We start from the raw sequence: 22,935 nt of genomic DNA on the forward strand, positions 1-22,935 counted from the left end.
TGAAATAGCGGCGCTTTTGCGCCCAACAATTCGGCTTCCCGTCATTCACGAAGGCACAACAACAACTCCGCTGAGGTGAGACACGATGGAATATGACAATCCCCTTGTCCTGCTGCCCATGGCAATCGTCCTGATACTCGCGCTGTGGACCCGCCGCGCTCTCGAACCCCTGGTACTGGGGGCCTTCATCGGTACCTTGATGATCGACCCAGGCAATGCCTTGAGCAGCCTCACCGATGACTTGCTTACGGTCATGACCGACGAGGACGTCGCCTGGGTCATCATGGTCTGTGGCTTGATGGGGAGCATCATCGCGCTGCTGCTCAAGTCCGGCTCCTCCCGGGCATTCGCCGATAAGCTGATGCGTTACACGACCAATAAGCCCCGCGCGCTGCTGGGGTGCTGGGTAATGGGCATCATCCTGTTCGTCGACGACTACCTGAACTCGCTGGCCGTCGGTACCTCGATGCGCAAGGTCACCGACCGCTTCAAGACATCCCGGGAAATGCTGGCCTATGTTATCGACTCCACCGCGGCGCCCATCAGCGTGCTGATTCCGATATCGACCTGGGCAGTCTTCTTCGGTGCGCTGCTCGAGAGCAACGGCGTGGCGGAGGACGGTCAGGGTGTGTGGACCTACATCCAGGCCATCCCGTTCATGTTCTATCCTTGGGTCGCCGTGATCCTGGTGCCGCTTTTCATCTTTCGCTGGATTCCCGCTTTCGGCCCGATGAAGAAGGCCGAGCAGCGTGCCGAAGGGCAGGGGCAGTGCGTGCCTCCCGGTGCCGAACACATCGACGCTGAAATCGCCCACCTCGAAGCGGGGACCAACTCGAAAGGCAGTATCTGGTCCTTCCTGTTGCCCATGGCCTCGCTAGCCTTCTTTACTTGGTGGTTCGATCTCGATTTCCTGATGGGCATCTTCGTGACCCTGGCCGGGATGATCGTGGCCTTCATCGGGTTCAAGAAGCTTTCACCCAGCGAGACGTTCGACAATATACTCGAAGGCTTCAAGTCGATGCTGGATGCCCTGGCGGTGCTGGTTGCCGCCTTCCTGTTCAATGAGGTGAATACGTCGCTGGGCCTCGCCGACTATGTCATCACCACGGTCGAGCCGTTGGTCAGCGCGCAAATGCTGCCGTTCATCATCTTTACCGTGATGGGCTTCGTTTCCTTCGCCACCGGCTCCAACTGGGGCGTGTTCGTGATCATCCTGCCGATCGTCGCCGTGCTGGGCCAGAATCTCGGGGCCGACATGACCCTGGTGATCGGCGCCACGCTCTCCGCCAGCACCTTCGGCAGCCACGCGTGCTTCTACTCCGATGCCACGGTGCTGACCGCTCAAGCGAGTGGCTGCACACCGTTCCAGCATGCCTTTACCCAACTGCCTTATGCGGCCCTGGCGGGCTGTATTGCTGCCGCAGGCTACCTGGCATTGGGGTATATGTGATGACTGATTCTAGAAAGTACGCCATGCACGACGATGCGCGTTGCAATTTCTGGGCCTCTACGCTCGCCGAGCAGCCGACATCGCGCCCGCGCCTGGCCGGTAATGTACAGGCCGATGTCGCCATCGTCGGCGCCGGCTTCACCGGGCTGTGGACCGCCTATTACCTGAAGCGGCTTTCCCCCGAGCTGGCGATCGTCGTGCTCGAGGCGGAACGCGTCGGCCATGGTGCCTCCGGGCGCAACGGTGGTTGGGTGGTAGGCAATCTGGCCGGCCTGGAGCGGCATATCGGAGACTTGCCGCTGAAAGAGCGGCGCGACTGTTGTGGCGTGGTCGCCGATAACGTCGACGAGATCGGCCGGGTGCTCGCACGCGAGGGGATCGCCGCCGATTTCAACAAGGGCGGCGCGCTCTACGCCGCAGCGCGCTATCGGGATCAAATCGCCATCCAGCGCGATTACCTGCACCACCTCCATGAACTCGGCCATAGCGAGGAGGATTGCCACTGGCTCGATGCCGAACAATTGGCGGAGAAGGCCCACTTTCGCGACGGCTACGGCGGCATCTACCATCGTCAAGTCGCCACGCTGAACCCGGCCAAGCTGGTGGCGGGCCTGGCCGAGCTCGTCGAGCGTCTCGGCGTCACGATCCACGAGCACAGCCGCGCCACAGAGCTAGGTCGAAACGTAGTGAGCACTCACGAGGGGAGCGTCGAGGCGCCGACGGTTGTCTGTGCCACCGAAGGCTACGCCGATCGCTTTCATGACTTTAAACGCCACGTGATTCCGGTGCAGAGTCTGGTGATCGCCACCGAGCCGCTTTCAGACGCCACGTGGCAAGCGGTCGGTATGTCCGAGCGCCTCGCCTTCTCCGACGCTAGCCGTCTGATCAATTATGGTCATCGCACCGCCGACGGGCGCATCGTTTTCGGCGCGCGCGGCAATTATCGTCTCGGTGCCAGGCCCAAGGCCGACCAGGCGATTGGCGATGAGGCGATTCGTATGCGGCGGGATCTGCTGGTCGATCTTCTGCCCGCACTGGAAGGTGTCAGGATCGACTATGGCTGGGGCGGCTCGCTGGGCCTGTCGCGCAACTTCCGCCCGCATGCGATTTTCGATCATACCAGCGGTCTTGCCACGGCCGGCGGCTATGCCGGCGAAGGCGTGGCCGCCTCGCATCTGTTCGGACGTACCTTGGCGGACCTGATTCTCGAGCGCGATACCCACCTGGCGCGGATGCCGTGGGCCTTTACCAACGCGAGTCATCGGCAGTTGATCAAACGCTGGGAGGCCGAGCCGTTGCGCTGGCTAGCCGCACAAGCGATCACCTACAGTTACGCCGGAGAAGAGTCATTGATGCGTCGTGGCAAATCGGCGCCACTGCTCAAGCGAGTGAACGACTACTTCGCCTCGATCATCGAATGATCGCCGAGCTGGCAACTATCCAGTCCCCTTACGCTGCACGATGACTTCGAGACCCATGAGATCGAGTACGTCCAGAACCTTCTGGAGCTGCAGCGTCGGTTTACCCCGCTCCAGGTCAACGATGAAGCGATTTCCGGTGCCGGCCAGCCCGGCCAAGTCGATCTGTAGCAATGATTGTTCGGCACGCGCCTAGCGTACCAGCTTGCCGAGGTCTTCGCTGTGACGAATGCGGCCGCCAAGCGTTTTGGATGGGGTGGAGTCGGCCATTTACGTTCCTGGTCTAGAATTACCGTTCGGGAAGTGTAGCGTCATATATCGTGACTTTCAGCATTATAATTACTGATCGGTAATTTATAACGCCACGAGAGGCTTGATGGCCGGTTAGTGACCGAACGGTAATTTTTAGTGGCTTTACGCTTGTCAATCTCCCACGCGCCGGAAGGAGAATAGCTCGGCCAGCGAGTGCTCTCGGCCTTCGATCAGGGCACGTAGCAGGTCGGCGCCGATCATGCTGTAGCTGATGCCGTTGCCGCCGTAGGCCATGGCGAAGTGGATGCGATCACCGTATTGCGGGTGAGGGCCGAAGAAGGGCAGGCCATCATCGGTTTCGGCAAAGGTACCGCCCCAGGAAAACGTGGGGTTGAGCGAGAGATGAGGGAATAGCGTTTCCACCTGTTCGATCAAGGTTTCAGCCTTTTGGCCCACGCGTTGATCACGCTCGGCGGGGATATCGATATCGTCGTCCTCGCCGCCGACCATCAGCCGGCCATCACCGGTGGTGCGCATGTAGAGATAAGGGCGCGCGGATTCCCAGACTAGAGTCGAGGCGAGTTCGCTCAGCACGTCTGCTGCGATGGGGTCGGTGATGAAAGCGTAACTGCTGCGGTTGATGGCGACGCTGTCATCGAGCCAGGTTTGCGCTTCATAGCCCGCAGCGACGATGAGATGCTGACAGGCGAGCGAGTGGCCGCTGGTAGTGGTGAGCGTGACGCCGTGTGCGTGCGGCGTGACGTTGTCGACTTCGGTGCGGTCATATACCTGTCCGCCGGCATTGAGCACGCGGTCGAGCAGCTTGTAGGCCATACGGTAAGGGTCGAGGCGCGCGGCGAGATGCGTCAGGATCGCGCCGGGAGCGTTGAAGCCGAAGCGTTCCGAGATGGCTTCCTGGGGTAGCCAATCGGCAGCAAAGCCGTACCGGCGGCGCATCTTCCATTCGCGATAGAGGCTCTCGACATCACTTTCGTCGCTGGCGTAATACAGGCTGCTTTGCATGGCGAAATCGGTATCGCCGAGGACGTCGGCTAATGTCTCGAGGCGTTCGATGGCCTCTGCGCAGGCACGATAGGCCAGCACGGCATCGGCCTCGCCGTAGCGTGCGGCGAGATCGGTCATGTGGGTATCGATCTCGTATTGAATCAGCGCGGTGCTGGCCGCCGAACTGCCCCAGCCTACATCGCGGCGCTCCAGCACGATGACATCATGCCCGTGCTGAGCCAATTCATCGGCGATCAAGGCGCCGGTGATACCGCCGCCGATGATGGCGACCTCGCAGGTCAGGTCCTGATCGAGTTTGGGAAAGGCTTGTAGCAGTCCGTTCTTGACCGCCCAGAAAGGATAGCCGCTTTTAAGGTCCATACAGGCTCCGTGAGCAAGGAAAGGCAATCTTCGTAGAGTAGACGCGAATGACGTGGTGGGTTGGACTATCGCTGTATTACGCAAAGTTGGCGCCTTCTCCCGCCGGATCACGAGAGGAAAAACCGTTCTATCTCATGAGAAAGCATGGTTTAGCTTGGCAGCCATCTGGACCACTTCAACCACATCAAGGCTTAACGCCAACTCCTGGTTTTTTAGATCTTCTATCGGCATCCAGCGTGCCTCCAGAGCATCATCGCCGGCGATGGGTTCGCCAGAAACCCATTGGCACAAGACCGCTATAAGCACAAAGTGCTGTTTAGTTTCTCCGGCGTCATCATGATCAAATACATTCACGGCAGTAAAAGTTTCTGCAACGTTTGCCTGTACGCCCGTTTCTTCGTAAAGCTCACGTAATGCTGCGCTTTCAATCGTTTCACCAAAATCTATTTTTCCACCTGGGAATCCCCAGTGGTTAGCATCCGGTGGGTTCCTGCGACGTACTAACAAGACATTATCATCCCGAATGACGGCTGCTATTGTCGCCGGTATGGGATGATGAGGAGATGAATTTTCTGTTTGGGGAGAACGGTTTTCCATTGATCGGCTCGCGTGTAAAGGGTGATGTTATGGTTTTATATTGTCAGACATTAGAGGGCTTAGCGTGCCAGTAATTGCTTCTCCACGATGTCGACGAATGCACGCGTTCGTGTCGAAATACTTTTCCGGTCTGGGTGGATCGCAACGATTTCCAGTGGTGCTGGCTTAAGGTCGAGCGCCAACTCGATGAGATCGCCTGACCCGATACTTTCTTGGCAAAATTCATAAGGAATAATGGCGTACCCAATACCGGCGCGGGCACCGGCGATGAGCATCAGACTACTATCGACGCGATAGCGAGTCGGTACGTCCAGCGCGATGGTTCGACCTTCCGCATCGATGAAGTGCCAGGGGTTCGACTGTAGCGCCGTCAGTGTCGAGATACAGGGCAAGTGGCTGAGCTCCTGCACCGAAGCGGGCCGGCCATGACGAGCAATGACCGATGGCGCTGCCACTACTGCACTGCGCATGCTGACCAGTGGGCGAACCACCATGCCGCTATCGGACAGCTTGCCCCGGTGGTAGCAGATCGAGACATCTACGTCCCTTCTGACAGGGTCGAGAGGTGCCATGCTGGTAATGCAGTCGATGGCGATGTCCGGGTGGTCGGCCACAAAATCGGCGATACTTTCATTGAGCCATTTGACGCCAAACTCGGAAGGTATGGCGACAGTAATCCTGCCACTCAGGTTGCCATGACGATTTTTCATCTCATGCTCGATTTCCTCCAGGTCGCCGATAATGTCCCCTGCCAGATGATATAACCGCTGGCCTTCGGCGGTCAGGCGCAAGTGACGTGTATTTCGCAAGACCAACTGATGGGATAGCTGACTTTCCAACTGATCGAGATGACGCGCCACTGTCGATTTGGGCATGGCCAATGCCCTTGAGGCTGCCAGGATCGAACCCTGCCTGGCAATAGCGACGAAGACTTTAAGGTAATCGAGGTTCATAGGTTCAAATCCGGGAAAGTGTTTCCAATCCTACTGCGTTGTCAGCATCCGGGTACAACATTAGGGTCTTCAAGGAGTAGGCGGCCAGCCTCTTATACAGTTTCATCGATTTTATTTTTTTGAAAGAGGCGCGACATTATGAGTGACGTTGTCAGCAACATTGTCGATTCGGATCCTATTGAAACACGTGAATGGCTGGATGCTTTGTCATCGTTGACTCATTGTGAAGGCCAGGATCGAACACGTTTTATGATAAACCGGTTGCTTGAAGCGGCCGGTAAAAACGGGGTGTCGTTCGAGGGTGGTTTCGCGACGCATCACCGTAACACCCTTGCGCCTCGGGAAGAGCCAGAATATCCCGGAGACTTGGCGCTGGAGCGCAAGATTCGCTCGGCAGTCCGTTGGAACAGTGTTGCCATGGTGGTGCGCGCCAATGCCAAGGACAAGAGCCTCGGTGGTCATCTGGCTAGTTACATGTCGAGCTGTACGCTCTACGAAGTCGGCTTCAATCACTTCTTTCGCGCCGCGTCGGAAGACTTTGCCGGTGACCTGATCTATTTCCAGGGGCACATCACGCCGGGTATCTATGCACGCTCCTTTCTCGAGGGGCGTCTGACCGAAGACCAGTTGGATCGCTTTCGTCAGGAGGTCGGGGGCGAAGGGCTCTCATCTTACCCACACCCTTACCTGATGCCGGATTATTGGCAGTTCTCGACGGTATCGATGGGCTTGGGGCCGATTCAGGCGATCTATCAGGCGCGTTTGATGAAGTACATGGATAACCGTGGGCTGCAGCCTCTTCAGCAACGCAAGGTTTGGGCATTTCTCGGCGATGGCGAATGCGATGAGCCGGAAACGTTGGGCGCGCTCAACGTGGCGAGCCGGGAACGACTGGATAACTTGATCTTCGTCATCAACTGCAATCTGCAGCGCCTTGATGGGCCGGTGCGTGGCAACGGTAGTGTGATGAGCGAACTGGAGCGGACCTTCCGTGGCGCCGGCTGGAATGTTTTCAAGGTCGTCTGGGGAAGCACCTGGGACCGCTTGCTGAGTGACGATCACAGCGGTCTTCTGCAACGGCGCATGGACGAAGCCGTCGATGGCGAATACCAGAACTTCAAGGCACAAGGCGGGGCCTACACACGCGAGCATTTCTTCGGCAAGTACGATGAGCTGGCGGAGCAGGTCGCCTCTCTATCGGACGAGGAAATCCAGGGGCTCATCCGCGGCGGACACGATCCGGTGAAGGTCTATGCTGCCTATCGTGCCGCGATGGAGACCGACAATGGCCGACCCACGGTGATCCTGGCGCATACCGTGAAGGGCTATGGTATGGGCAGCGAGCACGGTGAGGCGGACATGGAAGCTCATAACATCAAGACCATGACGGCTGAGGGCTTGAAGCAGCTACGTGATCGTTTTCAGGTGCCGATTACCGATGAACAGTTGCAGGACGGCGGCATGCCTTATTACCGCCCGGCGCCGGACTCGCCCGAGATGCGTTATCTACAGGGATGTCGCGAGCGTCTGTATGGCTTTCAGCCCGCGCGGCGCACTGATCACGAGACGCTGCCGATTCCCGCGCTTGAGGACAAGCCCTTCGCTGCTCAACTGAAGGGTACGGGGGAGCGTGAAGTCTCGACCACCATGGCCTTCGTACGCGTGCTGAGTGGCTTGACCAAGTACAAGCCACTACGCGAGAGAGTCGTACCGATTGTTCCCGACGAGGCGCGGACATTCGGTATGGAGGGGATGTTTCGCCAGCTTGGCATCTATGCGCCGGAAGGCCAGAAATACGAGCCGGTCGATGCCGGACAAATCATGTTTTATCGCGAGGACCGGGCCGGTCAGATCCTCGAGGAAGGCATCACGGAGTCCGGCGCCATGTCGTCGTGGATCGCAGCGGCGACGTCGCATGCGAACCACGGCACGATGTTGATTCCCTTCTACTTCTTTTACGCGATGTTCGGTTTCCAGCGCATCGGTGATCTCGCCTGGGCCGCTGGTGACATGATGTGCCGGGGCTTCATGGTGGGCGGCACAGCGGGGCGGACCACGATCAACGGTGAGGGACTGCAGCACCAGGATGGCCATAGTCATCTGTTTGCTTCGGCCATTCCCAACTGCCGTACTTATGATCCTACCTACGCCCATGAAGTCGCCGTCATCGTGCGACATGGTCTGCAGGAGATGTACGAGCGAGGCAAGGACATCTTCTTCTATCTGACGGTGATGAACGAGAACTACCCGCACCCGGCCATGCCCGATGATTGCGAGGAAGGCATCGTGCGCGGCATGTACCTGCTGCAACCGGGGGAGACCGACGAGAACAAGCCTCGGGTTCAGTTGCTGGGTAGTGGCGCGATTCTCCGCGAGGTCGAGGCGGCGGCCGAGATACTTGGCGAGTCACACGGAGTGATCGCAGACGTGTGGAGCGTGACCAGCTTCAACGAGTTACGTCGCGAGGCGCTCGACTATGATCGCCGGCGCTTCCTGGCCCCGGGGGAGCGGCAAGAGGCACCTTGGGTGATGCGCCAGTTGGCTGAGCGTCAAGGCCCCGTCATCGCAGCTACCGATTCCATCCGCCTGTATGCCGACCAGATCCGCGCCTGGGTGCCGAGCGATTTCCATGTGCTGGGGACCGATGGTTTCGGACGCTCCGACACGCGCGAGGCTTTGCGCCGGTTCTTCGAAGTGGACCGCTATCACGTGGTTGTCTTGACGCTTTGGGCATTGTCCGAACGTGGCGAGATAGCGCCGCACGTTGTTGCCGATGCCATGACGCTGTACGGCATCGATCCTGCCGCGCCTAACCCGCTTGATAGCTGAAGCGCGCCTGAGTATGAGCCCACGTGACGTGAAAGCGGATTAAAGGACGAGGAGCGCTACAGTGCGTAAGGAAATGATACGGGTACCGGACATCGGCGGCAGCGAAAACGTGCCGGTCATCGAACTGGCAATCAGCGAAGGCGACGAAGTCGACGCGGAAGATACGTTGATCACGTTGGAATCCGACAAGGCTTCCATGGACGTGCCCAGCCCCTACAAGGGCAAGATAGTCGAGATCTCAATCAAGGAAGGCGATAGCGTCTCCGAAGGAGATCTGATCGGCACGATGGAGATTGCGGACGAGGATGCCGATGAAGGGGGCGATGCGGAAGATGCCGACGAGACGCTAGCGGAAGGCGAGCCTGAAAGTGTCGAGTCGCCTGCGGAAGCCGAGGAGTCGGCCAAGAAAGCCAATGCCGGTCAGAAAGACGCCAGTCAGCAAACGACCAGCGCTACCAAGTCGGCGCCGCCTGCCAAGGAGCCTGCGGGTGAGCCGGGCCCCGAGGCACGCCACAAGCACGGCGACGACAAGACGGCGGGTGCGCATGTGCATGCCGGTCCGGCGGTGCGCATGCTGGCCCGCGAGCTGGGCGTCGAGCTGGCCCAGGTCACGCCCACCGGGCCCAAGCAGCGCGTGCTGAAGGAAGACGTGCAGGGTTACGTCAAGAACGCCCTTCAGCAGCGCTCCAGCGGCGCTGAAAAAGGCGCTGCGCCGAGTGGCGGTGCGGGCATTCCGGCGGTGCCGGACATCGACTTCAGCCAGTTCGGCGAGGTCGAGGAAAAGTCCATGGGCCGTCTGATGAAAGCGGGCGCGGCCAACTTGCACCGCAGTTGGCTCAACGTGCCGCACGTCACGCAATTCGACGAGGCGGACATTACCGAGCTGGAAGCCTTCCGCAAGTCGATGAAGGACGAGGCCGCCCAGCAGGACGCCAAGCTCACGCCGCTGCCGTTCATGATCAAGGCCTGCGCCTACGCCTTGCAGAAATTCCCGCAGTTCAACGTCAGCCTGAAGAGCGACGGCGAAACGCTGGTGCAGAAGCACTACGTGCACATCGGCATCGCCGTGGACACGCCGGACGGCCTGATGGTCCCGGTGATCCGCAACGCCGATCAGAAATCGCTGATCGACCTGGCCAAGGAATCGGTCGAACTGGCCGGCAAGGCGCAATCGAAGAAGCTCAAGCGCGAGGAGATGCAGGGTGGCTGCTTCACCATCTCCAGCCTGGGCTCCATCGGTGGCACCGCCTTCACGCCCATCGTCAACGCCCCGGAAGTCGCCATCCTCGGCGTTTCCAAGGCGCAGACGAAGCCGGTGTGGGACGGCGCTGAGTTCGCGCCGCGGCTGATGATGCCGCTGTCGTTGTCCTACGACCACCGGGCGGTCAATGGCGCCGATGCGGCACGCTTCACGGCCTTTTTGGCCCAGGCGCTGAGCGATATTAGAACGCTTTTGCTATGACTTCGTCTCTTTTCCTCATGACTAACCCATCCCTGCACGGTTGTTGAAAAAACAACCTCCAGTTGGCTAGTGTGTTGATCGTGCTTGACGGGGTGCCGGATGACCGGCTGAGAGGTGCATAGCGCATCGACCCGTTGAACCTGATCCGGGGAATGCCTGCATATGCAGGCGAGTACTGGCGTAGGGAATCAAGCGAGCCAATGACAACACCCCGCTTACCCCTTCTAGTCTCCGGATCCTCTACTTGCCAACGACCGGAGACGATCATGGGCTATAGTTTCGACGATCTAAAAAACACGTGTGCTGCCGATTGGCAGGCGTACATCCAGCACGATTTCGTGCGCCAATTGGGCGCTGGTACGCTCGAGTCGGACGCTTTTCGCTATTATCTCCAGCAGGACTATCTGTTCATTCAGCATTTCGCGCGGGCGTATGCATTGGCGATCTATAAAAGCCGCAATATGGCAGATCTGCGCCAAGCCTTTGACAGTCTCAAGGCCATCATCGATACCGAGCTGACGCTGCATGTCGACTACTGCCGGCAATGGGGGATGACCGATCATGACTTGGCTCGGTTGCCAGAAGACCGAGCCACCATGGCCTACACGCGCTACGTGCTCGATGCCGGCAACCGGGGCGATTTACTCGACATGCATGTGGCACTCGCGCCGTGTCTGGTTGGTTATGGCGAAATCGCCAATACTCTCAACAGCGACTCCACGACGGTTCGCGATGCCAATCCCTACGATGCCTGGATCGCCATGTACGAAAGCGACGCGTTCCAGAGCGCCATGCGTAGCGAAATCGCATGGCTGGATGAACGACTGGCCGACGTGACCGAGAAGCGCTTTGACGAGCTCGCCGGTGTTTTTCGAGATGCGACGCGCCTTGAAATCGACTTTTGGCAAATGGGGCTCGACTGGCAAGCCAGCCAATAATTGGATCGGCCATGTCACGACTCATGTTGGCGATAAGCCTCTGAAGGCCGAAGATGCAAGCGCTTCCGGCGCTGTTGAATCAGCATGACACCCCCGATCAGGGCGGCGATAACGCCGGCACTGGCGCCGACGCTCATTGCCCAGCGTGGGCCGGCATGATTGGCGAGCCAGCCGACGATGGGCGCGCCAAGTGGCGTGCCACCCATGGTGATCGCCATGCGCAATGCCATCACCCGGCCGCGCATCATCGGCTCCGTCGAGAGCTGAATCAGCGCGTTGGAAGCTGTCATGAAGGTCAGCGCGGCCAGGCCCGTCAGCACCAGGGCGGCGGCGAACAGGTATTCATTGGGGGCGAGCGCGGCCAGGCCGCAGCAGACACCGAATCCCAGAGTGGAGAAACACAGCAGCCGCATGTGCGGGTGCTCGCGCTTGGCGGCCAATAGCGCACCCGCGACAGAGCCGACGGCCAGGCATGAGGTCAGGAGACCATACTGCCCCGCCTCGCCGTGGAAAACTTTCACCGACATGGTGGAAATATAGACCGCAAAGTTGAAGCCGAAGGTGCCGATGACGAAGAGCATGAGCAGGATGGCTTTCAGGTCGGGGCGTTGCCAGACGTAACGGAAACCTTCCGTCAGTCCGCTGGCGTTGTGCTTTGGTCGGGCAGTAGGGAGTAGTTCATCGAGCCGTAGCAGGCATAGCGACCCGAGCACGGCGGCGAATGAGCCCGCGTTGATCATGAAGACCCAGCCGCTGCCGACGGCGGCGATCAACAACCCGGCGACGGCGGGGCCGATCATCCGCGCGGCGTTGAAGGAGGTCGAATTGAGGGCCACTGCGTTGGAGAGATGCTTTTCGCCGACCAGGTCGTTGACGAAGGTCTGACGAGCGGGGGCGTCGAAGGCCGTGACGCAGCCGAGCCCCAAGGCGAAGACGTAGACCTGCCAAAGTGTCACTACGCCGGTGAGGGTGACCAGCCCCAGCCCTACTGCCAAGAGTCCAAGCAACGCCTGAGTGAGGAGGATCAGCCGGCGGCGGTCGAAATGGTCGGCGGCATAGCCGGTCAGAGGAAGCAGCAGCAACTGTGGGCCGAACTGCAAGGCGATGGTGATACCCACGGCACTGGCATCGTGATCGGTGAGCACGGTTAGTACCAGCCAGTCCTGAGCGATGCGCTGCATCCAGGTGCCGATATTGGAGACCAGGGCGCCGATGGCCCACACTCGGTAATTGTAAAAACGTAGCGAGCGAAAGAGGCGGGTATCGCTCATGCCGCGCGTAGCAGTTGATGAATGAAAGAGGCAGTACGGTTCGAGTGGCTGTGCATAGGCGTATTGAGCTGAGTTGAAAGATCGGGATGGCGGCGTTAATCCGCTAACGACCGTTGTACCACGGCCTGGCCTCACGCATGATTCAGACCATGGTGGCAATGCCCCGATCCGATATTTATGAGATGAGAGAACATCATGCCGCAATACGCCGTAGTGGCCTATGACTACACCGATGCCGAGGCGTTGGATCGCCGTCTGGCCAATCGCGATGCGCATCTGGATGGTGTGCGGACGCTCGCCCGTGAGGGCTGTTTCCTGAGCGGTGGGGCGATCCTGGATGACGACGGCAAGATGATTGGCTCCAGCGCGCACTTCCAGTTTGCCGACCGCCAGGCGTTGGAGGCGTGGCTTGCGACGGAGCCCTACATGACCGGTCGCGTGTGGGAGCAAGTCGATATTCGCGAAGTCAAACTGTTCGACCCGAGCGCTTGAGCGAGACCATGTCCGATAGTCCGTTACCGCTTGCAGCCGCCGTACGCGAAACGCTCGAAGCGGTGCCGCGCGAGAGGCTGCCAATGACCTACCAGGACGTCGCCGACGCGCTCTGCTTGCAGCCGCCGCGCACCATTCAGCGTGTCGCCCAGGCGCTGGAGGTCTTGATGCGTGAAGACGCCGCTCAAGGTCGACCCTTCATCGCCGCGCTGGTCGTCAGCCGTCGTGCGCCGCACATGCCGGCGCGTGGCTTCTTCGAACTAGCCGTCGAGCTGGGGCGTTTTCCCGCCGATGCCTCCTTGCATGCTCAGGCGTGGTGGGAGGAATACCAGCGCGTGCTGGCGACATTCGATTGATTTGTCTCGTCGAGGGAAGGGAACTTCGTGCAGCGGTATGCCTCAAATGTGGTAAATTGCTACAGAGTGGTCTCTATTGATGGAGTCAATCCGATGAGTACTTCCAGCGTACGTTTGGACCAAGCGTTAATCGATAAAGCGTCAGTCATGGGTAAGGCGATGAATCGCTCTGTGCCGAAACAGATCGAATACTGGGCCAAGGTCGGCGAGATCATGGAAGATAACCCTGACCTTTCTTATGAGTTCGTGCGCCAGGCGATAATCGCTCAAGCGGAGCGAGACGTTGGGAAACTTGACGCCTACGAGTTCGATTGATCATGCGCGTGCTGCAAACGCCTACTTTCAAGAAGGCGGTCAAAAAGCTGCATGCCAACCAGAAAAAGGATCTGGATAAGGCCATTTGCCGGCTTATTGAGCATCCAACGCTCGGCGAACAGAAGAAGGGCGATCTGAGCTTCCTGCGTGTTTACAAATTCAAGATGACTAAGCAGCTGGTTTTACTAGGCTATTCTTATGATGACGGCATCATCGAACTGACGTTAATGGCGTTGGGCTCACATGAGAACTTCTATCGTGACATCAAGGCGCGGGAGTAGCTGTTATGTTCATCAGCGCCGGACGATTCACCCCAATGGTGGCACAGTCGTCTATGGCTAACCAACGCCAATGTTCCCTTCACTCAAGGCGTGTATGACATGACAGATAACCATCACGCACTATCACGGCGCTGGCTGGAAATCGAGACGCATCACCATTGGCTGACGCGGGAGGGCTTGAGGCTGCTCGATTTTCACCGTCAGGCGCGGCTTGACACTGGCGGTTTCGCGCCGCTGGACGGCGATGGTCGGATTCCCGAAGGCGCCGGTGCGGATACGATGATCACCGGGCGCATGGCGCATAGTTATGGATTGGCGGCGATGCAGGGCGTGCCCGGCGCGGCGTCGTTGTCCGAGCATGCCATACGTGCCTTGAGCGGTTTGCTACGCGACGAACAGGATGGCGGCTGGCTGGTGGGCGATCCCGCCGCGACGGAGGATCGCACCAAGCAGTGTTACCTGCATCACTTCGTCGCCCTGGGGGCTGCGACGGCGACCCAGGCGGGTATCCCCGGCGCGTCGCGGTTGCTCGATGAAGTGGTCGAGGTTATCGAGGCGCGCTTCTGGTCGCCGGCGGAGCAGGCCTTCGTCGAGAGCTACACGCAAGGCTGGGGCGAACTGACGGACTATCGCGGCGGCAACAGCAATATGCATGGCGTGGAACTGTGCCTGGCGCTGGCCGATGTACGTGATGAGCCGCTTTGGCTGGAGCGGGCGCTGGCTGTCGTCGAGCGCTTGATCCATCGTCACGCGGTGCCGCGCGACTATCGCATACTCGAACACTTTCACGGCGACTGGTCCGAATGGCCGACGTACAACGCCGAGCAGCTGCATCACGATTTTTGTCCGTATGGCGCGACGCCGGGACATGGCTTCGAATGGTCGCGGCTGATGTTGCACCTGGAGGCGGCGCTGCAAGCGCGTGGGCTTGAGGCGCCTGCCTGGTTGTTCGTGGACGCCGCGGCGCTGTTCGAGGCGAGCCTGCGTGATGGCTGGGCCAGTGACGGCGCACCCGGGTTGGTGTACACCGTAGATTGGCAGGGCCAGCCCAGTTCCCGGCGGCGCCGCCACTGGACACATGCCGAAGCGCTGGCAGCCGCCGGTGCGTTGCTGCAGCGCACCGGCGAGGCGCACTACGAGCACTGGTATCGCCATGTGTGGGACTTCATCGACACCACCTTCATCGATCGGGCGCGGGGCGGCTGGCAGCAGGAACTGGATCATCGTCTCGCCATCGACCCGGCGCAGGGCGATGTCAAACCCGACCTTTATCATGCTTACCAGGCCACCTTGTTGCCGCGCCTACCGCTTGCCCCGGCGCTAGCCGTGGCGGTGACTATGCAAGATGGCTGAGCGGCAGATACGGGTAAGCGATGCCAATCCCGCCGGCAATGGCGAGCAAGGTCATGCCGGCCCACAGGTAATAGATGCGTCGACGCTGCGTCTTGGCGTCAGCGTTTTGCTGCTGGTGCAACTTCCCAAGTTCGGTGCGTAGCAGCGTTATTGCTTTATCACTTTGTGTCGTACGTTCGTCTATTTGTCGCGAGAGTGTCTCGTGAGTCTTGGCTATGTCGGTATCGAGCTGTGCTTGCAACTCTTGCCGAGCTTGCGAGATAGCCTCGGACAGGGATGACTGACGTGAGAGGAAGTCGCGCTGTTGCGTCTCGACCTCACGTCGTAGCGTGGCGATGTCGGCGCGTGTTGCTTCCTCGAGTGTCGTCTTGATGTGCTCCAGACGTGAAGCCAATGCTTCTTGCCGCTGCGCCTGTTGGCTTTCAGCATGCTGCTGCTTTTCAAGCTGATGGCGTTCGGATACTGCGAGACGCTCTTGTAGCTCGGCATGCACTCGGTTGATTTCCGCCTGGGCGCTTTCTTGCTGAGTGACCAAGGCAGCATCGATTTCCTGGACGCGTGCCGTGAATTCTTCCAGCAGGCGATCCTTGGTCGCCGTGACCTCTTCGGCGATGTCGATAAGCTGCTGGCCATGTTCAGCAGTGAGACCTTGAACATTGAGGAGGTTGGTGACGTATTGGCGTAGCTCGGTTGCCTGCTGGGATATGCTGTTCTGATGCTCTTCCAGTTTTCGAGTGTGGTTGGCCAGTGACTCGGCCTTTTCCTTCAAATCGCTTTGCTGTTGGCCCAGTTGATTTTGTTGTGCCACGAGTTGTTGCGACTGCATGGTGCTGATCATCATCAGCTGGGCCAATGTCTTGGAGAACTCCGCCTGCAGCTCGTGGGCATCGAGCTGTGCATCTTTTAGTTCTTTGCCATTGAAGAGACGTCCCAGGAAACCGCGTTGCTCATGTTTGTCGCGGATATCCTTAAAATCATCCAGACGCTTGAAAGTCTCATGGAATTTTTCATAGATGTCATTGATATTGATATGTTGCAGCAGTTCTTTAGGCGGCTTTGTCTTGGCGAGCTGGGCGATGACGTTGGACAACTCATCTTTCCTTATGAGATCGGTTGAGAAGGCGGGAGAGCTTTGCGCTGACTTCTTGTTGAGTGCGCGTGGCGCTGTCGAGGCTGGCTAGCGTTTCGTCTTGCGCCGAGCGTGTGTCCGCGGCGGCCAAGTTGGCATTAGCCATGGCGTTGTCGGCATCGCTTAACCGATGTTTGACGGCCTCGTTGATGTCTAATGACGCCTTGAAGCTGGAAGAGAGCTGAAATTGGACGTCGATATGCTCGGCCGTGCGTTGGATTAGAGTCTGATAACCTTCCAAGGCTTCGATTTGGCCATTCAGGTAGGCAGTGCCCTTGTCGAGCATCCAGTCGATTAGCGAGTCGATGGCATACATCAGCAGTGCCGTCGCCAATCCGGTCAACAAACCGGTGATGACGGGGGAGATGAACCCTGCTATTGGCGCCAAGGGAGGAATGCTGAGCAAGAAGGCGTTAAGCGACTCTTCCCACAGCATGCCGACCCCTAGTGTGAAAAGCCCGGCAACGCTTTTGGTAATGGCGCGTAGCCTCTCCTCACGGCTCATCCCTTCGGGTGGCCAGAGCATCATCTTTAATGCATCCCATAACTGATGCATGCCTTCACGGATAATCGTGACCACCTTGGCGGAGGTGGTGATGAGGCTGTTGATGAGGAAGGTGAGAAGGTTACTGATAAAGCCTTGAAGCCCACCCTTGAAGAACTCTCCAAGCGCATCTTTGAATTTGTTTTGCACACGTGTGGCCACACGCTTGATCGCAGCACTCAAGCGGTCCAGCAGTGGATCTGGGTGATTGCGGTCGTTAAGTACCGTTTTGATTTCGGAGAAAATACCGCTGACCAACTCATGCAGCAGCAAGCCCATGGCGCGACGCATCCCCATTTTTCCAAACTCACGGGCGCCTGTCTTGCCGATTTCCTTGGCGTGGTAGACGGCTCGTTCTTGTGTGTCGGGCAAGTGTTCGTCGATGGCGGTGCGTGCGTCATCGATGAGTGGGCGTGTACGTGTTTCATCGTAACCGTGTTGACTGGAAAGCGCTTCCTCGGCAGGCGCATCACTTTTCCGGCGGTTGTTCTCGAGCGTGGTGTAATTCAGGTTTTTATCATCCGAGGCGAGTGCTTGACGATGCTCTCCATCGAGCATCCAGCCTCCTTCTTTATGCGTCTGTTTGAGCGGAACGGTGTGATCGAGTTCCGCATTCATGCCCTGTTTTCCACTCGATGTGGTGCGTTTGGTGGGTGCCTTCTCTCCTGTATAGGCATCCGTGAAAGTGTCGGAATTCATGTCACCGTTTTTAACGGCGTCGCGCTTCTTGTTTCGCTTGGCACTCTGGTAGTCGTAATCGTCGCGGTTGTATTTTTCCGATGTCTTGGCGTAGATATCCTGACTGGCGTTGTGCTGGGTAGTGACATTGCCACCTTCGATATCATCGAACATGGCAGGCGATAGCCCAAAAGGGCCAATCAGTTGCCTTAGCGCTTCGTTGCGGCAGTGATCCAGCAATTCTTGCGCGCGTTGTTCCTTCAAGGCGCTTCGTCGCTGTATGGGCGATGGCCTGGTATTGACGGCCGAGAGGTCGTGCTCGGAGGAGACCTGGAGAGGCGACGTAGGCGGCAGGGAGGTGCCAGCGTTGAGGGAAGGGTAAAGCTCGTCCTGAGGCGCGGCCATGGTGATGCCTTATGTCAGTTCTTGGGACGCGGGCACACTGGCCGCAAAGAGTATAATTTACCCCGGGGTTTAGCACTTTGTCATGATTTGTTAAGAAAGGATTAGGCTGCGTTATCGAATTGTCCATTGAACCGTCCGCCTCGCGTCCCAATGATTATCAGACTACCTTTTCAGGCGACTGGATACGTCCCGCCGCTTGGCGAGGCGTGATCCGACGCATAGATCAGGAGGCTTCATGAGCCAAGAAACCGAGTACACCCCACCCCGTGTCTGGACCTGGAAGAGCGAAAGCGGCGGCAAGTTCGCCAGCATCAATCGTCCGATCGCGGGGCCGACCCATGAGAAAGAGCTACCGGTGGGTGAGCATCCGTTTCAGCTTTATTCGCTGGCCACGCCCAATGGCGTCAAGGCGGGGATCATGTTCGAGGAGCTGCTGGCGCTGGGCCATCAGGGTGCCGAGTATGACGCATGGTTAATCAACATCGGCGAGGGCGATCAGTTCGGCAGCGGCTTCGTCGAGGCCAATCCGAATTCGAAGATTCCGGCGCTGATGGACCACAGCAGCGACACCCCGATACGTGTGTTCGAGTCGGGCTCTATCTTGCTGTATCTCGCCGAGAAGTTCGGAGAGTTCCTGCCCAAAGAGCATGTGGCGCGTACCGAAGCGCTCAACTGGCTATTCTGGCAGATGGGCAGTGCGCCGTTCCTGGGCGGCGGTTTCGGGCATTTCTATAGCTATGCGCCGGTCAAGCTCGAGTACGCCATCGACCGTTATGCCATGGAGACCAAGCGTCAGCTTGATGTGTTGAACCGCCATCTGGCGGAGCACCGCTATCTGGCCGGTGACGAATACAGCATCGCCGATATCGCCACCTGGGCGTGGTACGGACAGTTGGTGCTCGGGCGGCTCTACGACGCGGCAGAATTCCTGCAGGTTCAGGAATACACTCATGTCGTGCGCTGGGCCGAGGAAATTGGTGCGCGCCCGGCGGTGGAGCGTGGGCGAATGGTCAACCGCACCTTCGGGGAGCCGGAAACCCAGCTCCATGAGCGCCACGCTGCCAGTGATTTCGACACTCGGACAGAGGATAAGCGCGGGGCATAGCACGCCTCGCGCCGTCAACGAGCGCTACTTCTCCAGCAGTTCCGCGACTGAGTTGAGCACTTCGCGGGGGCGGAAGGGGTAGCGCTCGATTTCTTCCCGCGTGGCGATGCCGGTCATTACTAGCACTGTGTGCAGGCCGGCCTCGATGCCGGCGATGACGTCGGTATCCATGCGGTCACCGATCATGCCGGTACGCTCAGAGTGTGTGCCGAGCTTGTTCATGGCCGAGCGGAACATCATCGGGTTGGGCTTGCCGACGTAATACGGCTCGCGCTTGGTGGCGGCGGTGATCAAGGCGGCGACCGCGCCGGTGGCGGGCAACGGCCCTTCGGGGCTGGGGCCGGTGACATCGGGGTTGGTGGCGATGAAGCGCGCGCCGCCGTTGATCAGGCGGATCGCCCGGGTGATGGCTTCGAACGAATAGCTACGCGTCTCGCCGAGCACCACGAAGTCCGGTGCGACATCGGTCATCACGAACCCCGCTTCGTGAATCGCCGTGGTCAGGCCGGCTTCGCCGATCACGAAAGCCGAGCCGCCGGGTGCCTGGTCGCGCAGGAAAGCGGCGGTCGCCAGGGCGGATGTCCACAGTCGGTCTTCGGGGACATCGATACCCAGGCGCGTCAGCCGTGCGCTGAGGTCGCGTGGCGTGTAGATGGAGTTATTGGTGAGCACGAGAAAGGGCGTGCCATTGGCGCGCCATTGATCGATCAGTTCGACCGCGCCGGGCAGGGCCCGGTCCTCGCCGATCAGTACGCCATCCATGTCCGTTAACCAGCAGTCGATCGCACGTTCGCTCATCGCCTTTGTGTCCTGTTGCTGAATCGATGCGACTAGCATAATGGTAATGTAGCGCCGCCGCAGCCTCCGTGTCGGGCATTTTGCCTAGCATGGGCGAAACACGGTGTCGGCCAAACAACAAGGAGAGGGAGCGGTGAAAGCATTGTGGCAGGCCTATACAAAGAGCTCGTTGATCCTGCGGGTGACGATTGCGCTGGTACTCGGCGTCATCGTGGGGCTGGTCGGCGGCCAGGATGTCGCGGATTGGCTGGCGCCATTCGGTGATTTGCTACTGAGGCTGTTGAAGTTTCTGATCGTGCCCATCGTGCTGTTCACGCTGATGGTAGGCATCAATCAAGCCAGTGCCGGCAGCATGGGCCGCGTCGGGCGCAAGGTATTCGTCTACTATGTCGGTACCTCAGCGCTGGCGATCGCCGTGGGGCTGGCGGTGGCTACGCTGTTTTCCCCGGGCAGCGGGATGACGCTGGATAGCAGCGCCGAGGTCTCGGTGCCGGAAAACCCCGGTATCGCCCAGGTGCTGCTTGGCGTGGTGCCGGATAACATCATCGGGGCGTTCGCTGAGTTGAACCTGTTGGGTATCATCTTTACCGCCATCGTCTTCGGCATTGCCCTGTTGAAGCTGCGGACGTCCGAGTCGCACGGGGCGCTGGCCGAGCAACTGTACCGTGTAATCGAGGCGCTCAACGAGCTCACGCTCAAGGTGATGTCGGGCGTGCTGCATTACGTGCCGATCGGCGTGTTTGCCATCGTCGCCGGTACGGTGGCCGAGCAGGGAATGGAGACATTGCTGTCGCTGGGCGACATGGTGCTGGTGCTGTATATCGCCCTGGGCGTGCATCTGCTGCTCTATTGCGTCTTGATGGGGGCCTTTGGCGTCAAGCTGAAGGCCTTCTTCCGCGAGGCGCGCACGCCGATGGCGACGGCGTTTGCGACCCAGAGTAGCTCCGGGACATTACCGCTGACGCTGGACGCCGCGCGGCGCATGGGACTGTCGCGCGGTGTGTACGGTTTCAGCTTGCCGCTGGGGGCGACCATCAACATGGATGGCGCGGCGATTCGCATCGCGATTTCGGCGGTGTTCGCGGCCAATGTGATCGGCGCGCCGCTGGATTTCACCAGCATGCTGGAGATCGTGCTGATCGGTACGCTGGTGTCCATCGGCACGGCGGGCGTGCCGGGTGCCGGTATCATCATGATCGCCACGGTGTTCGCACAAGTAGGTCTGCCTATCGAGACGGTGGCGCTGTTGACGGCCATCGACGCTCTGGTGGGCATGGGCTGCACGGCGCTCAATGTCACCGGCGATATGGTAGGTGCTTCGATCATCGCCCGCAGCGAAGAAGACGGACAACGCGACGCCTGCGTCGATGCGTCGCGCTCGTGAAAGCTCGCAGCGGCGGCATTGCCCGTTATGCTGAATACCTGAATGCACCCTACGCGCCTGATCTAATGGCACGCGCCGGCGTGCCTTGTCACGGGAGATGTCATGCAGCGTGAAGCACAATCCGAGGCCTCCGACCGGCAAGACACGCGAGAAACGCGCGATGTGGTCGTCGTCGGCGGTGGGGCCAGCGGCCTGATGGCCGCGCGCGCGGCGGCCAAGCGTGGGCTGAATGTGGCCTTGCTGGAACGTACGGCGCAGGTCGGCGGCAACCTGCGTACTCATCGCGATGGCGACTGGCAGATCGAGCTCGGCCCCAACACTCTGATGATGAAGCCGCCGCTGCATGCGCTGCTCGAAGAGCTCGGCCTGCTCGACGAGGCGCAGCCCGCCAACCCGGATGCACGACGGCGTTACATCGCCTATCGGGGCATGCCGGTGGCGCTGCCGTCCCATTGGCTTAAGGCGCCCATCAATTCGCTGATCGGCCCGCGCGGCATGGGCGCGTTGCTGTGCGAACCGTTTCGGCGGCGTGCGCCGCAGGCCGAAGAAAGCCTGGCCGATTTCGTCACGCGACGCTTGGGGCGTCGCGCGCTCAATCATCTGGTCGATCCTTTCGTGTCCGGTGTCTATGCCGGCGACCCTGCTCGGCTCTCGGCGCAGGCGGCGATGCCCCGGTTGGTGGCGTTGGAGCGCGAGTATGGCTCGCTGGTTCGCGGGGGGCTGGTGCGGTTGCGCCAGGCACGGCGCGCGACGCCTGCCTTGCCGCGCGAGTGGCGAGGCCAATTGGTGAGCTTTCCCACTGGCCTGCAACGCCTCGCCGAACGTTTGGCCGAGGACATCGCCGCGCAGCCCGACGCGTCGATCCACTGCGAGTGCGAGGTGAGCGGCGTGTATCGCGAGGGTGAGTACTGGCGTGTGGAGACGGCATCGGGGCAGGATTTTCGGGCGCGCGAACTGGTGCTGGCGGTGCCGGCGCCTACGGCTGCCGGGCTGCTGGCACCGCTCGATCCGCAAGTGGCCGCGCCGCTGGAGGCAATCGCTTATCCGCCGGTCAACGCCGTGTCGCTGGGCTTTCGGCGTTCCGATATCGCCCATCCGCTGGATGGTTTCGGCATGCTGATTCCTGGCGTCGAGCATCGTCAGACCCTGGGCGCGCTATTTTCCTCGACACTGTATCCGGGGCGCGCGCCTTCGGATCATGTGTTGCTGACCGCATTTCTCGGTGGTCGTCGTCAGCCTGAGGCGGCTGTCAGCGATGACGATGCCCAGGTGGCGCAGGTTGTCGCCGATCTGCGTGATTTGCTGGGCATTAGCGGTGAGCCGGTGTGGCAGAGCGTCAGCCGCTGGCCGCAGGCGATTCCGCAGTACGAACTGGGGCATCTCGAGCGTATTGCTGCCCTCGACGAGGCACTCGAGCGTCACGCCGGGCTCTCGCTACTCGGCAATTGGCGGGATGGCATTGCGGTGGGGGATTGTCTGGAAAACGGACGGCGTCTCGGCGAGCGGATCGCCGAGACGCTGGGTGGGGACTAACCGCCG

Annotated in this window: 20 protein-coding genes, 1 pseudogene and 1 riboswitch; of the genes and pseudogenes, 13 read left to right on the plus strand and 8 right to left on the minus strand. The window is 59.8% G+C overall.

Going from position 1 to position 22,935, the window contains the following annotated elements; all coding sequences use genetic code 11:
- Positions 1 to 85 precede the first annotated feature (85 nt).
- Together L1071_RS01435 and L1071_RS01440 are read left to right on the plus strand one after the other, a co-directional pair.
- A complete protein-coding gene (locus L1071_RS01435; protein WP_246967809.1) occupies positions 86 to 1,450 on the plus strand; it encodes a Na+/H+ antiporter NhaC family protein in 1,365 nt (454 codons plus the stop codon).
- Positions 1,450 to 2,871: an NAD(P)/FAD-dependent oxidoreductase gene (locus tag L1071_RS01440; RefSeq protein WP_246967812.1), complete on the plus strand. Its 1,422-nt coding sequence runs from the start codon at positions 1,450 to 1,452 to the stop codon at positions 2,869 to 2,871. The genes L1071_RS01435 and L1071_RS01440 overlap by 1 nt, the downstream gene beginning before the upstream one ends.
- 15 nt (positions 2,872 to 2,886) lie before the next feature.
- Here L1071_RS01440 and L1071_RS01445 read toward each other — a convergent pair whose 3' ends face one another.
- The 4 genes from L1071_RS01445 to L1071_RS01460 form a co-directional block, all read right to left on the minus strand.
- Positions 2,887 to 3,042 (minus strand): helix-turn-helix domain-containing protein, encoded by a 156-nt coding sequence (locus L1071_RS01445; RefSeq protein ID WP_246967815.1) that lies wholly within the window; start codon positions 3,040 to 3,042, stop codon positions 2,887 to 2,889.
- A gap of 249 nt (positions 3,043 to 3,291) precedes the next feature.
- Positions 3,292 to 4,506, minus strand: coding sequence for an NAD(P)/FAD-dependent oxidoreductase (locus L1071_RS01450; RefSeq protein WP_246967818.1), 1,215 nt, complete (start codon positions 4,504 to 4,506; stop codon positions 3,292 to 3,294).
- A gap of 132 nt (positions 4,507 to 4,638) precedes the next feature.
- Entirely contained in the window at positions 4,639 to 5,103 is a 465-nt protein-coding gene (locus L1071_RS01455; protein ID WP_246967821.1) for an NUDIX hydrolase, read from the minus strand.
- 59 nt (positions 5,104 to 5,162) lie between these two features.
- Positions 5,163 to 6,056, minus strand: a complete 894-nt coding sequence (locus L1071_RS01460; protein ID WP_246967824.1) for a LysR family transcriptional regulator — start codon at positions 6,054 to 6,056, stop codon at positions 5,163 to 5,165.
- Between the two features lie 138 nt (positions 6,057 to 6,194).
- On the opposite strand from L1071_RS01460, the gene aceE reads away from it, so the two are divergent.
- From aceE to tenA, 3 genes and pseudogenes are all read left to right on the plus strand, one after another.
- Complete coding sequence (gene aceE, locus L1071_RS01465; protein WP_246967827.1) at positions 6,195 to 8,885, plus strand: pyruvate dehydrogenase (acetyl-transferring), homodimeric type; 2,691 nt, start codon at positions 6,195 to 6,197, stop codon at positions 8,883 to 8,885.
- 64 nt (positions 8,886 to 8,949) lie between these two features.
- A pseudogene (locus L1071_RS01470) lies at positions 8,950 to 10,347 on the plus strand (dihydrolipoyllysine-residue acetyltransferase); the annotation flags it as partial.
- Positions 10,348 to 10,425: 78 nt separating this feature from the next.
- Positions 10,426 to 10,552, plus strand: a riboswitch (TPP riboswitch).
- Between the two features lie 61 nt (positions 10,553 to 10,613).
- Positions 10,614 to 11,285: a thiaminase II gene (tenA, locus tag L1071_RS01475; protein WP_246967829.1), complete on the plus strand. Its 672-nt coding sequence runs from the start codon at positions 10,614 to 10,616 to the stop codon at positions 11,283 to 11,285.
- Positions 11,286 to 11,299: 14 nt separating this feature from the next.
- Here the strand turns inward: tenA and L1071_RS01480 are convergent, their stop codons facing one another.
- Entirely contained in the window at positions 11,300 to 12,556 is a 1,257-nt protein-coding gene (locus L1071_RS01480) for an MFS transporter (protein WP_246967833.1), read from the minus strand.
- Between the two features lie 195 nt (positions 12,557 to 12,751).
- Between L1071_RS01480 and L1071_RS01485 the strand changes: the two genes are divergently transcribed.
- The 5 genes from L1071_RS01485 (at position 12,752) to L1071_RS01505 (ending at position 15,353) form a co-directional block, all read left to right on the plus strand.
- Positions 12,752 to 13,048 carry a YciI family protein gene (locus tag L1071_RS01485; RefSeq protein ID WP_246967836.1) on the plus strand — a complete coding sequence of 99 codons (297 nt, stop codon included), beginning with the start codon at positions 12,752 to 12,754 and terminating at the stop codon, positions 13,046 to 13,048.
- Positions 13,049 to 13,056: 8 nt separating this feature from the next.
- Positions 13,057 to 13,404: a hypothetical protein gene (locus tag L1071_RS01490; protein WP_246967839.1), complete on the plus strand. Its 348-nt coding sequence runs from the start codon at positions 13,057 to 13,059 to the stop codon at positions 13,402 to 13,404.
- A 93-nt stretch (positions 13,405 to 13,497) separates the two neighbouring features.
- Positions 13,498 to 13,719 carry a ParD-like family protein gene (locus L1071_RS01495; protein ID WP_246967840.1) on the plus strand — a complete coding sequence of 74 codons (222 nt, stop codon included), beginning with the start codon at positions 13,498 to 13,500 and terminating at the stop codon, positions 13,717 to 13,719.
- 2 nt (positions 13,720 to 13,721) lie between these two features.
- Positions 13,722 to 14,000, plus strand: a complete 279-nt coding sequence (locus tag L1071_RS01500) for a type II toxin-antitoxin system RelE/ParE family toxin (protein ID WP_246967842.1) — start codon at positions 13,722 to 13,724, stop codon at positions 13,998 to 14,000.
- 99 nt (positions 14,001 to 14,099) lie between these two features.
- Positions 14,100 to 15,353 (plus strand): AGE family epimerase/isomerase, encoded by a 1,254-nt coding sequence (locus tag L1071_RS01505; protein ID WP_246967844.1) that lies wholly within the window; start codon positions 14,100 to 14,102, stop codon positions 15,351 to 15,353.
- Here L1071_RS01505 and L1071_RS01510 read toward each other — a convergent pair.
- On the minus strand, positions 15,337 to 16,443 hold the full coding sequence (locus L1071_RS01510) for a coiled-coil domain-containing protein (protein ID WP_246967846.1): 1,107 nt from the start codon (positions 16,441 to 16,443) through the stop codon (positions 15,337 to 15,339). The two genes, L1071_RS01505 and L1071_RS01510, sit on opposite strands and share 17 nt — an antisense overlap.
- Position 16,444: 1 nt before the next feature.
- On the minus strand, positions 16,445 to 17,968 hold the full coding sequence (locus L1071_RS01515; protein ID WP_246967848.1) for a hypothetical protein: 1,524 nt from the start codon (positions 17,966 to 17,968) through the stop codon (positions 16,445 to 16,447).
- A 376-nt stretch (positions 17,969 to 18,344) separates the two neighbouring features.
- Here L1071_RS01515 and yghU point away from each other — a divergent pair, with 376 nt between their 5' ends.
- Positions 18,345 to 19,214, plus strand: a complete 870-nt coding sequence (gene yghU / locus L1071_RS01520) for a glutathione-dependent disulfide-bond oxidoreductase (RefSeq protein ID WP_246967850.1) — start codon at positions 18,345 to 18,347, stop codon at positions 19,212 to 19,214.
- 24 nt (positions 19,215 to 19,238) lie between these two features.
- On the opposite strand, the gene L1071_RS01525 is transcribed toward yghU, so the two are convergent.
- Positions 19,239 to 20,012 (minus strand): HAD-IIA family hydrolase, encoded by a 774-nt coding sequence (locus L1071_RS01525; protein WP_246967852.1) that lies wholly within the window; start codon positions 20,010 to 20,012, stop codon positions 19,239 to 19,241.
- Positions 20,013 to 20,145: 133 nt separating this feature from the next.
- Here L1071_RS01525 and L1071_RS01530 point away from each other — a divergent pair, with 133 nt between their 5' ends.
- Positions 20,146 to 21,396 carry a dicarboxylate/amino acid:cation symporter gene (locus L1071_RS01530; protein WP_246967855.1) on the plus strand — a complete coding sequence of 417 codons (1,251 nt, stop codon included), beginning with the start codon at positions 20,146 to 20,148 and terminating at the stop codon, positions 21,394 to 21,396.
- A gap of 102 nt (positions 21,397 to 21,498) precedes the next feature.
- Complete coding sequence (gene hemG, locus L1071_RS01535; RefSeq protein WP_246967857.1) at positions 21,499 to 22,929, plus strand: protoporphyrinogen oxidase; 1,431 nt, start codon at positions 21,499 to 21,501, stop codon at positions 22,927 to 22,929.
- The last annotated feature ends 6 nt before the right edge of the window (positions 22,930 to 22,935 follow it).

Origin of the sequence: Chromohalobacter sarecensis (genome assembly GCF_023061135.1) — a bacterium.
Classification (GTDB): Bacteria; Pseudomonadota; Gammaproteobacteria; order Pseudomonadales; family Halomonadaceae; genus Chromohalobacter; species Chromohalobacter sarecensis.

What these genes read in the sequence shown, in the direction of transcription:
- aceE (WP_246967827.1), top strand. Translation starts at nt 6,195, where the DNA reads ATGAGTGACGTTGTCAGCAACATTGTCGATTCGGATCCTATTGAAACA.
- L1071_RS01485 (WP_246967836.1), top strand. Translation starts at nt 12,752, where the DNA reads ATGCCGCAATACGCCGTAGTGGCCTATGACTACACCGATGCCGAGGCG.
- L1071_RS01490 (WP_246967839.1), top strand. Translation starts at nt 13,057, where the DNA reads ATGTCCGATAGTCCGTTACCGCTTGCAGCCGCCGTACGCGAAACGCTC.
- L1071_RS01440 (WP_246967812.1), top strand. Translation starts at nt 1,450, where the DNA reads ATGACTGATTCTAGAAAGTACGCCATGCACGACGATGCGCGTTGCAAT.
- yghU (WP_246967850.1), top strand. Translation starts at nt 18,345, where the DNA reads ATGAGCCAAGAAACCGAGTACACCCCACCCCGTGTCTGGACCTGGAAG.
- L1071_RS01455 (WP_246967821.1), bottom strand. Translation starts at nt 5,103, where the DNA reads ATGGAAAACCGTTCTCCCCAAACAGAAAATTCATCTCCTCATCATCCC.
- tenA (WP_246967829.1), top strand. Translation starts at nt 10,614, where the DNA reads ATGGGCTATAGTTTCGACGATCTAAAAAACACGTGTGCTGCCGATTGG.
- L1071_RS01460 (WP_246967824.1), bottom strand. Translation starts at nt 6,056, where the DNA reads ATGAACCTCGATTACCTTAAAGTCTTCGTCGCTATTGCCAGGCAGGGT.
- L1071_RS01495 (WP_246967840.1), top strand. Translation starts at nt 13,498, where the DNA reads ATGAGTACTTCCAGCGTACGTTTGGACCAAGCGTTAATCGATAAAGCG.
- hemG (WP_246967857.1), top strand. Translation starts at nt 21,499, where the DNA reads ATGCAGCGTGAAGCACAATCCGAGGCCTCCGACCGGCAAGACACGCGA.
- L1071_RS01435 (WP_246967809.1), top strand. Translation starts at nt 86, where the DNA reads ATGGAATATGACAATCCCCTTGTCCTGCTGCCCATGGCAATCGTCCTG.
- L1071_RS01450 (WP_246967818.1), bottom strand. Translation starts at nt 4,506, where the DNA reads ATGGACCTTAAAAGCGGCTATCCTTTCTGGGCGGTCAAGAACGGACTG.
- L1071_RS01480 (WP_246967833.1), bottom strand. Translation starts at nt 12,556, where the DNA reads ATGAGCGATACCCGCCTCTTTCGCTCGCTACGTTTTTACAATTACCGA.
- L1071_RS01525 (WP_246967852.1), bottom strand. Translation starts at nt 20,012, where the DNA reads ATGAGCGAACGTGCGATCGACTGCTGGTTAACGGACATGGATGGCGTA.
- L1071_RS01500 (WP_246967842.1), top strand. Translation starts at nt 13,722, where the DNA reads ATGCGCGTGCTGCAAACGCCTACTTTCAAGAAGGCGGTCAAAAAGCTG.
- L1071_RS01505 (WP_246967844.1), top strand. Translation starts at nt 14,100, where the DNA reads ATGACAGATAACCATCACGCACTATCACGGCGCTGGCTGGAAATCGAG.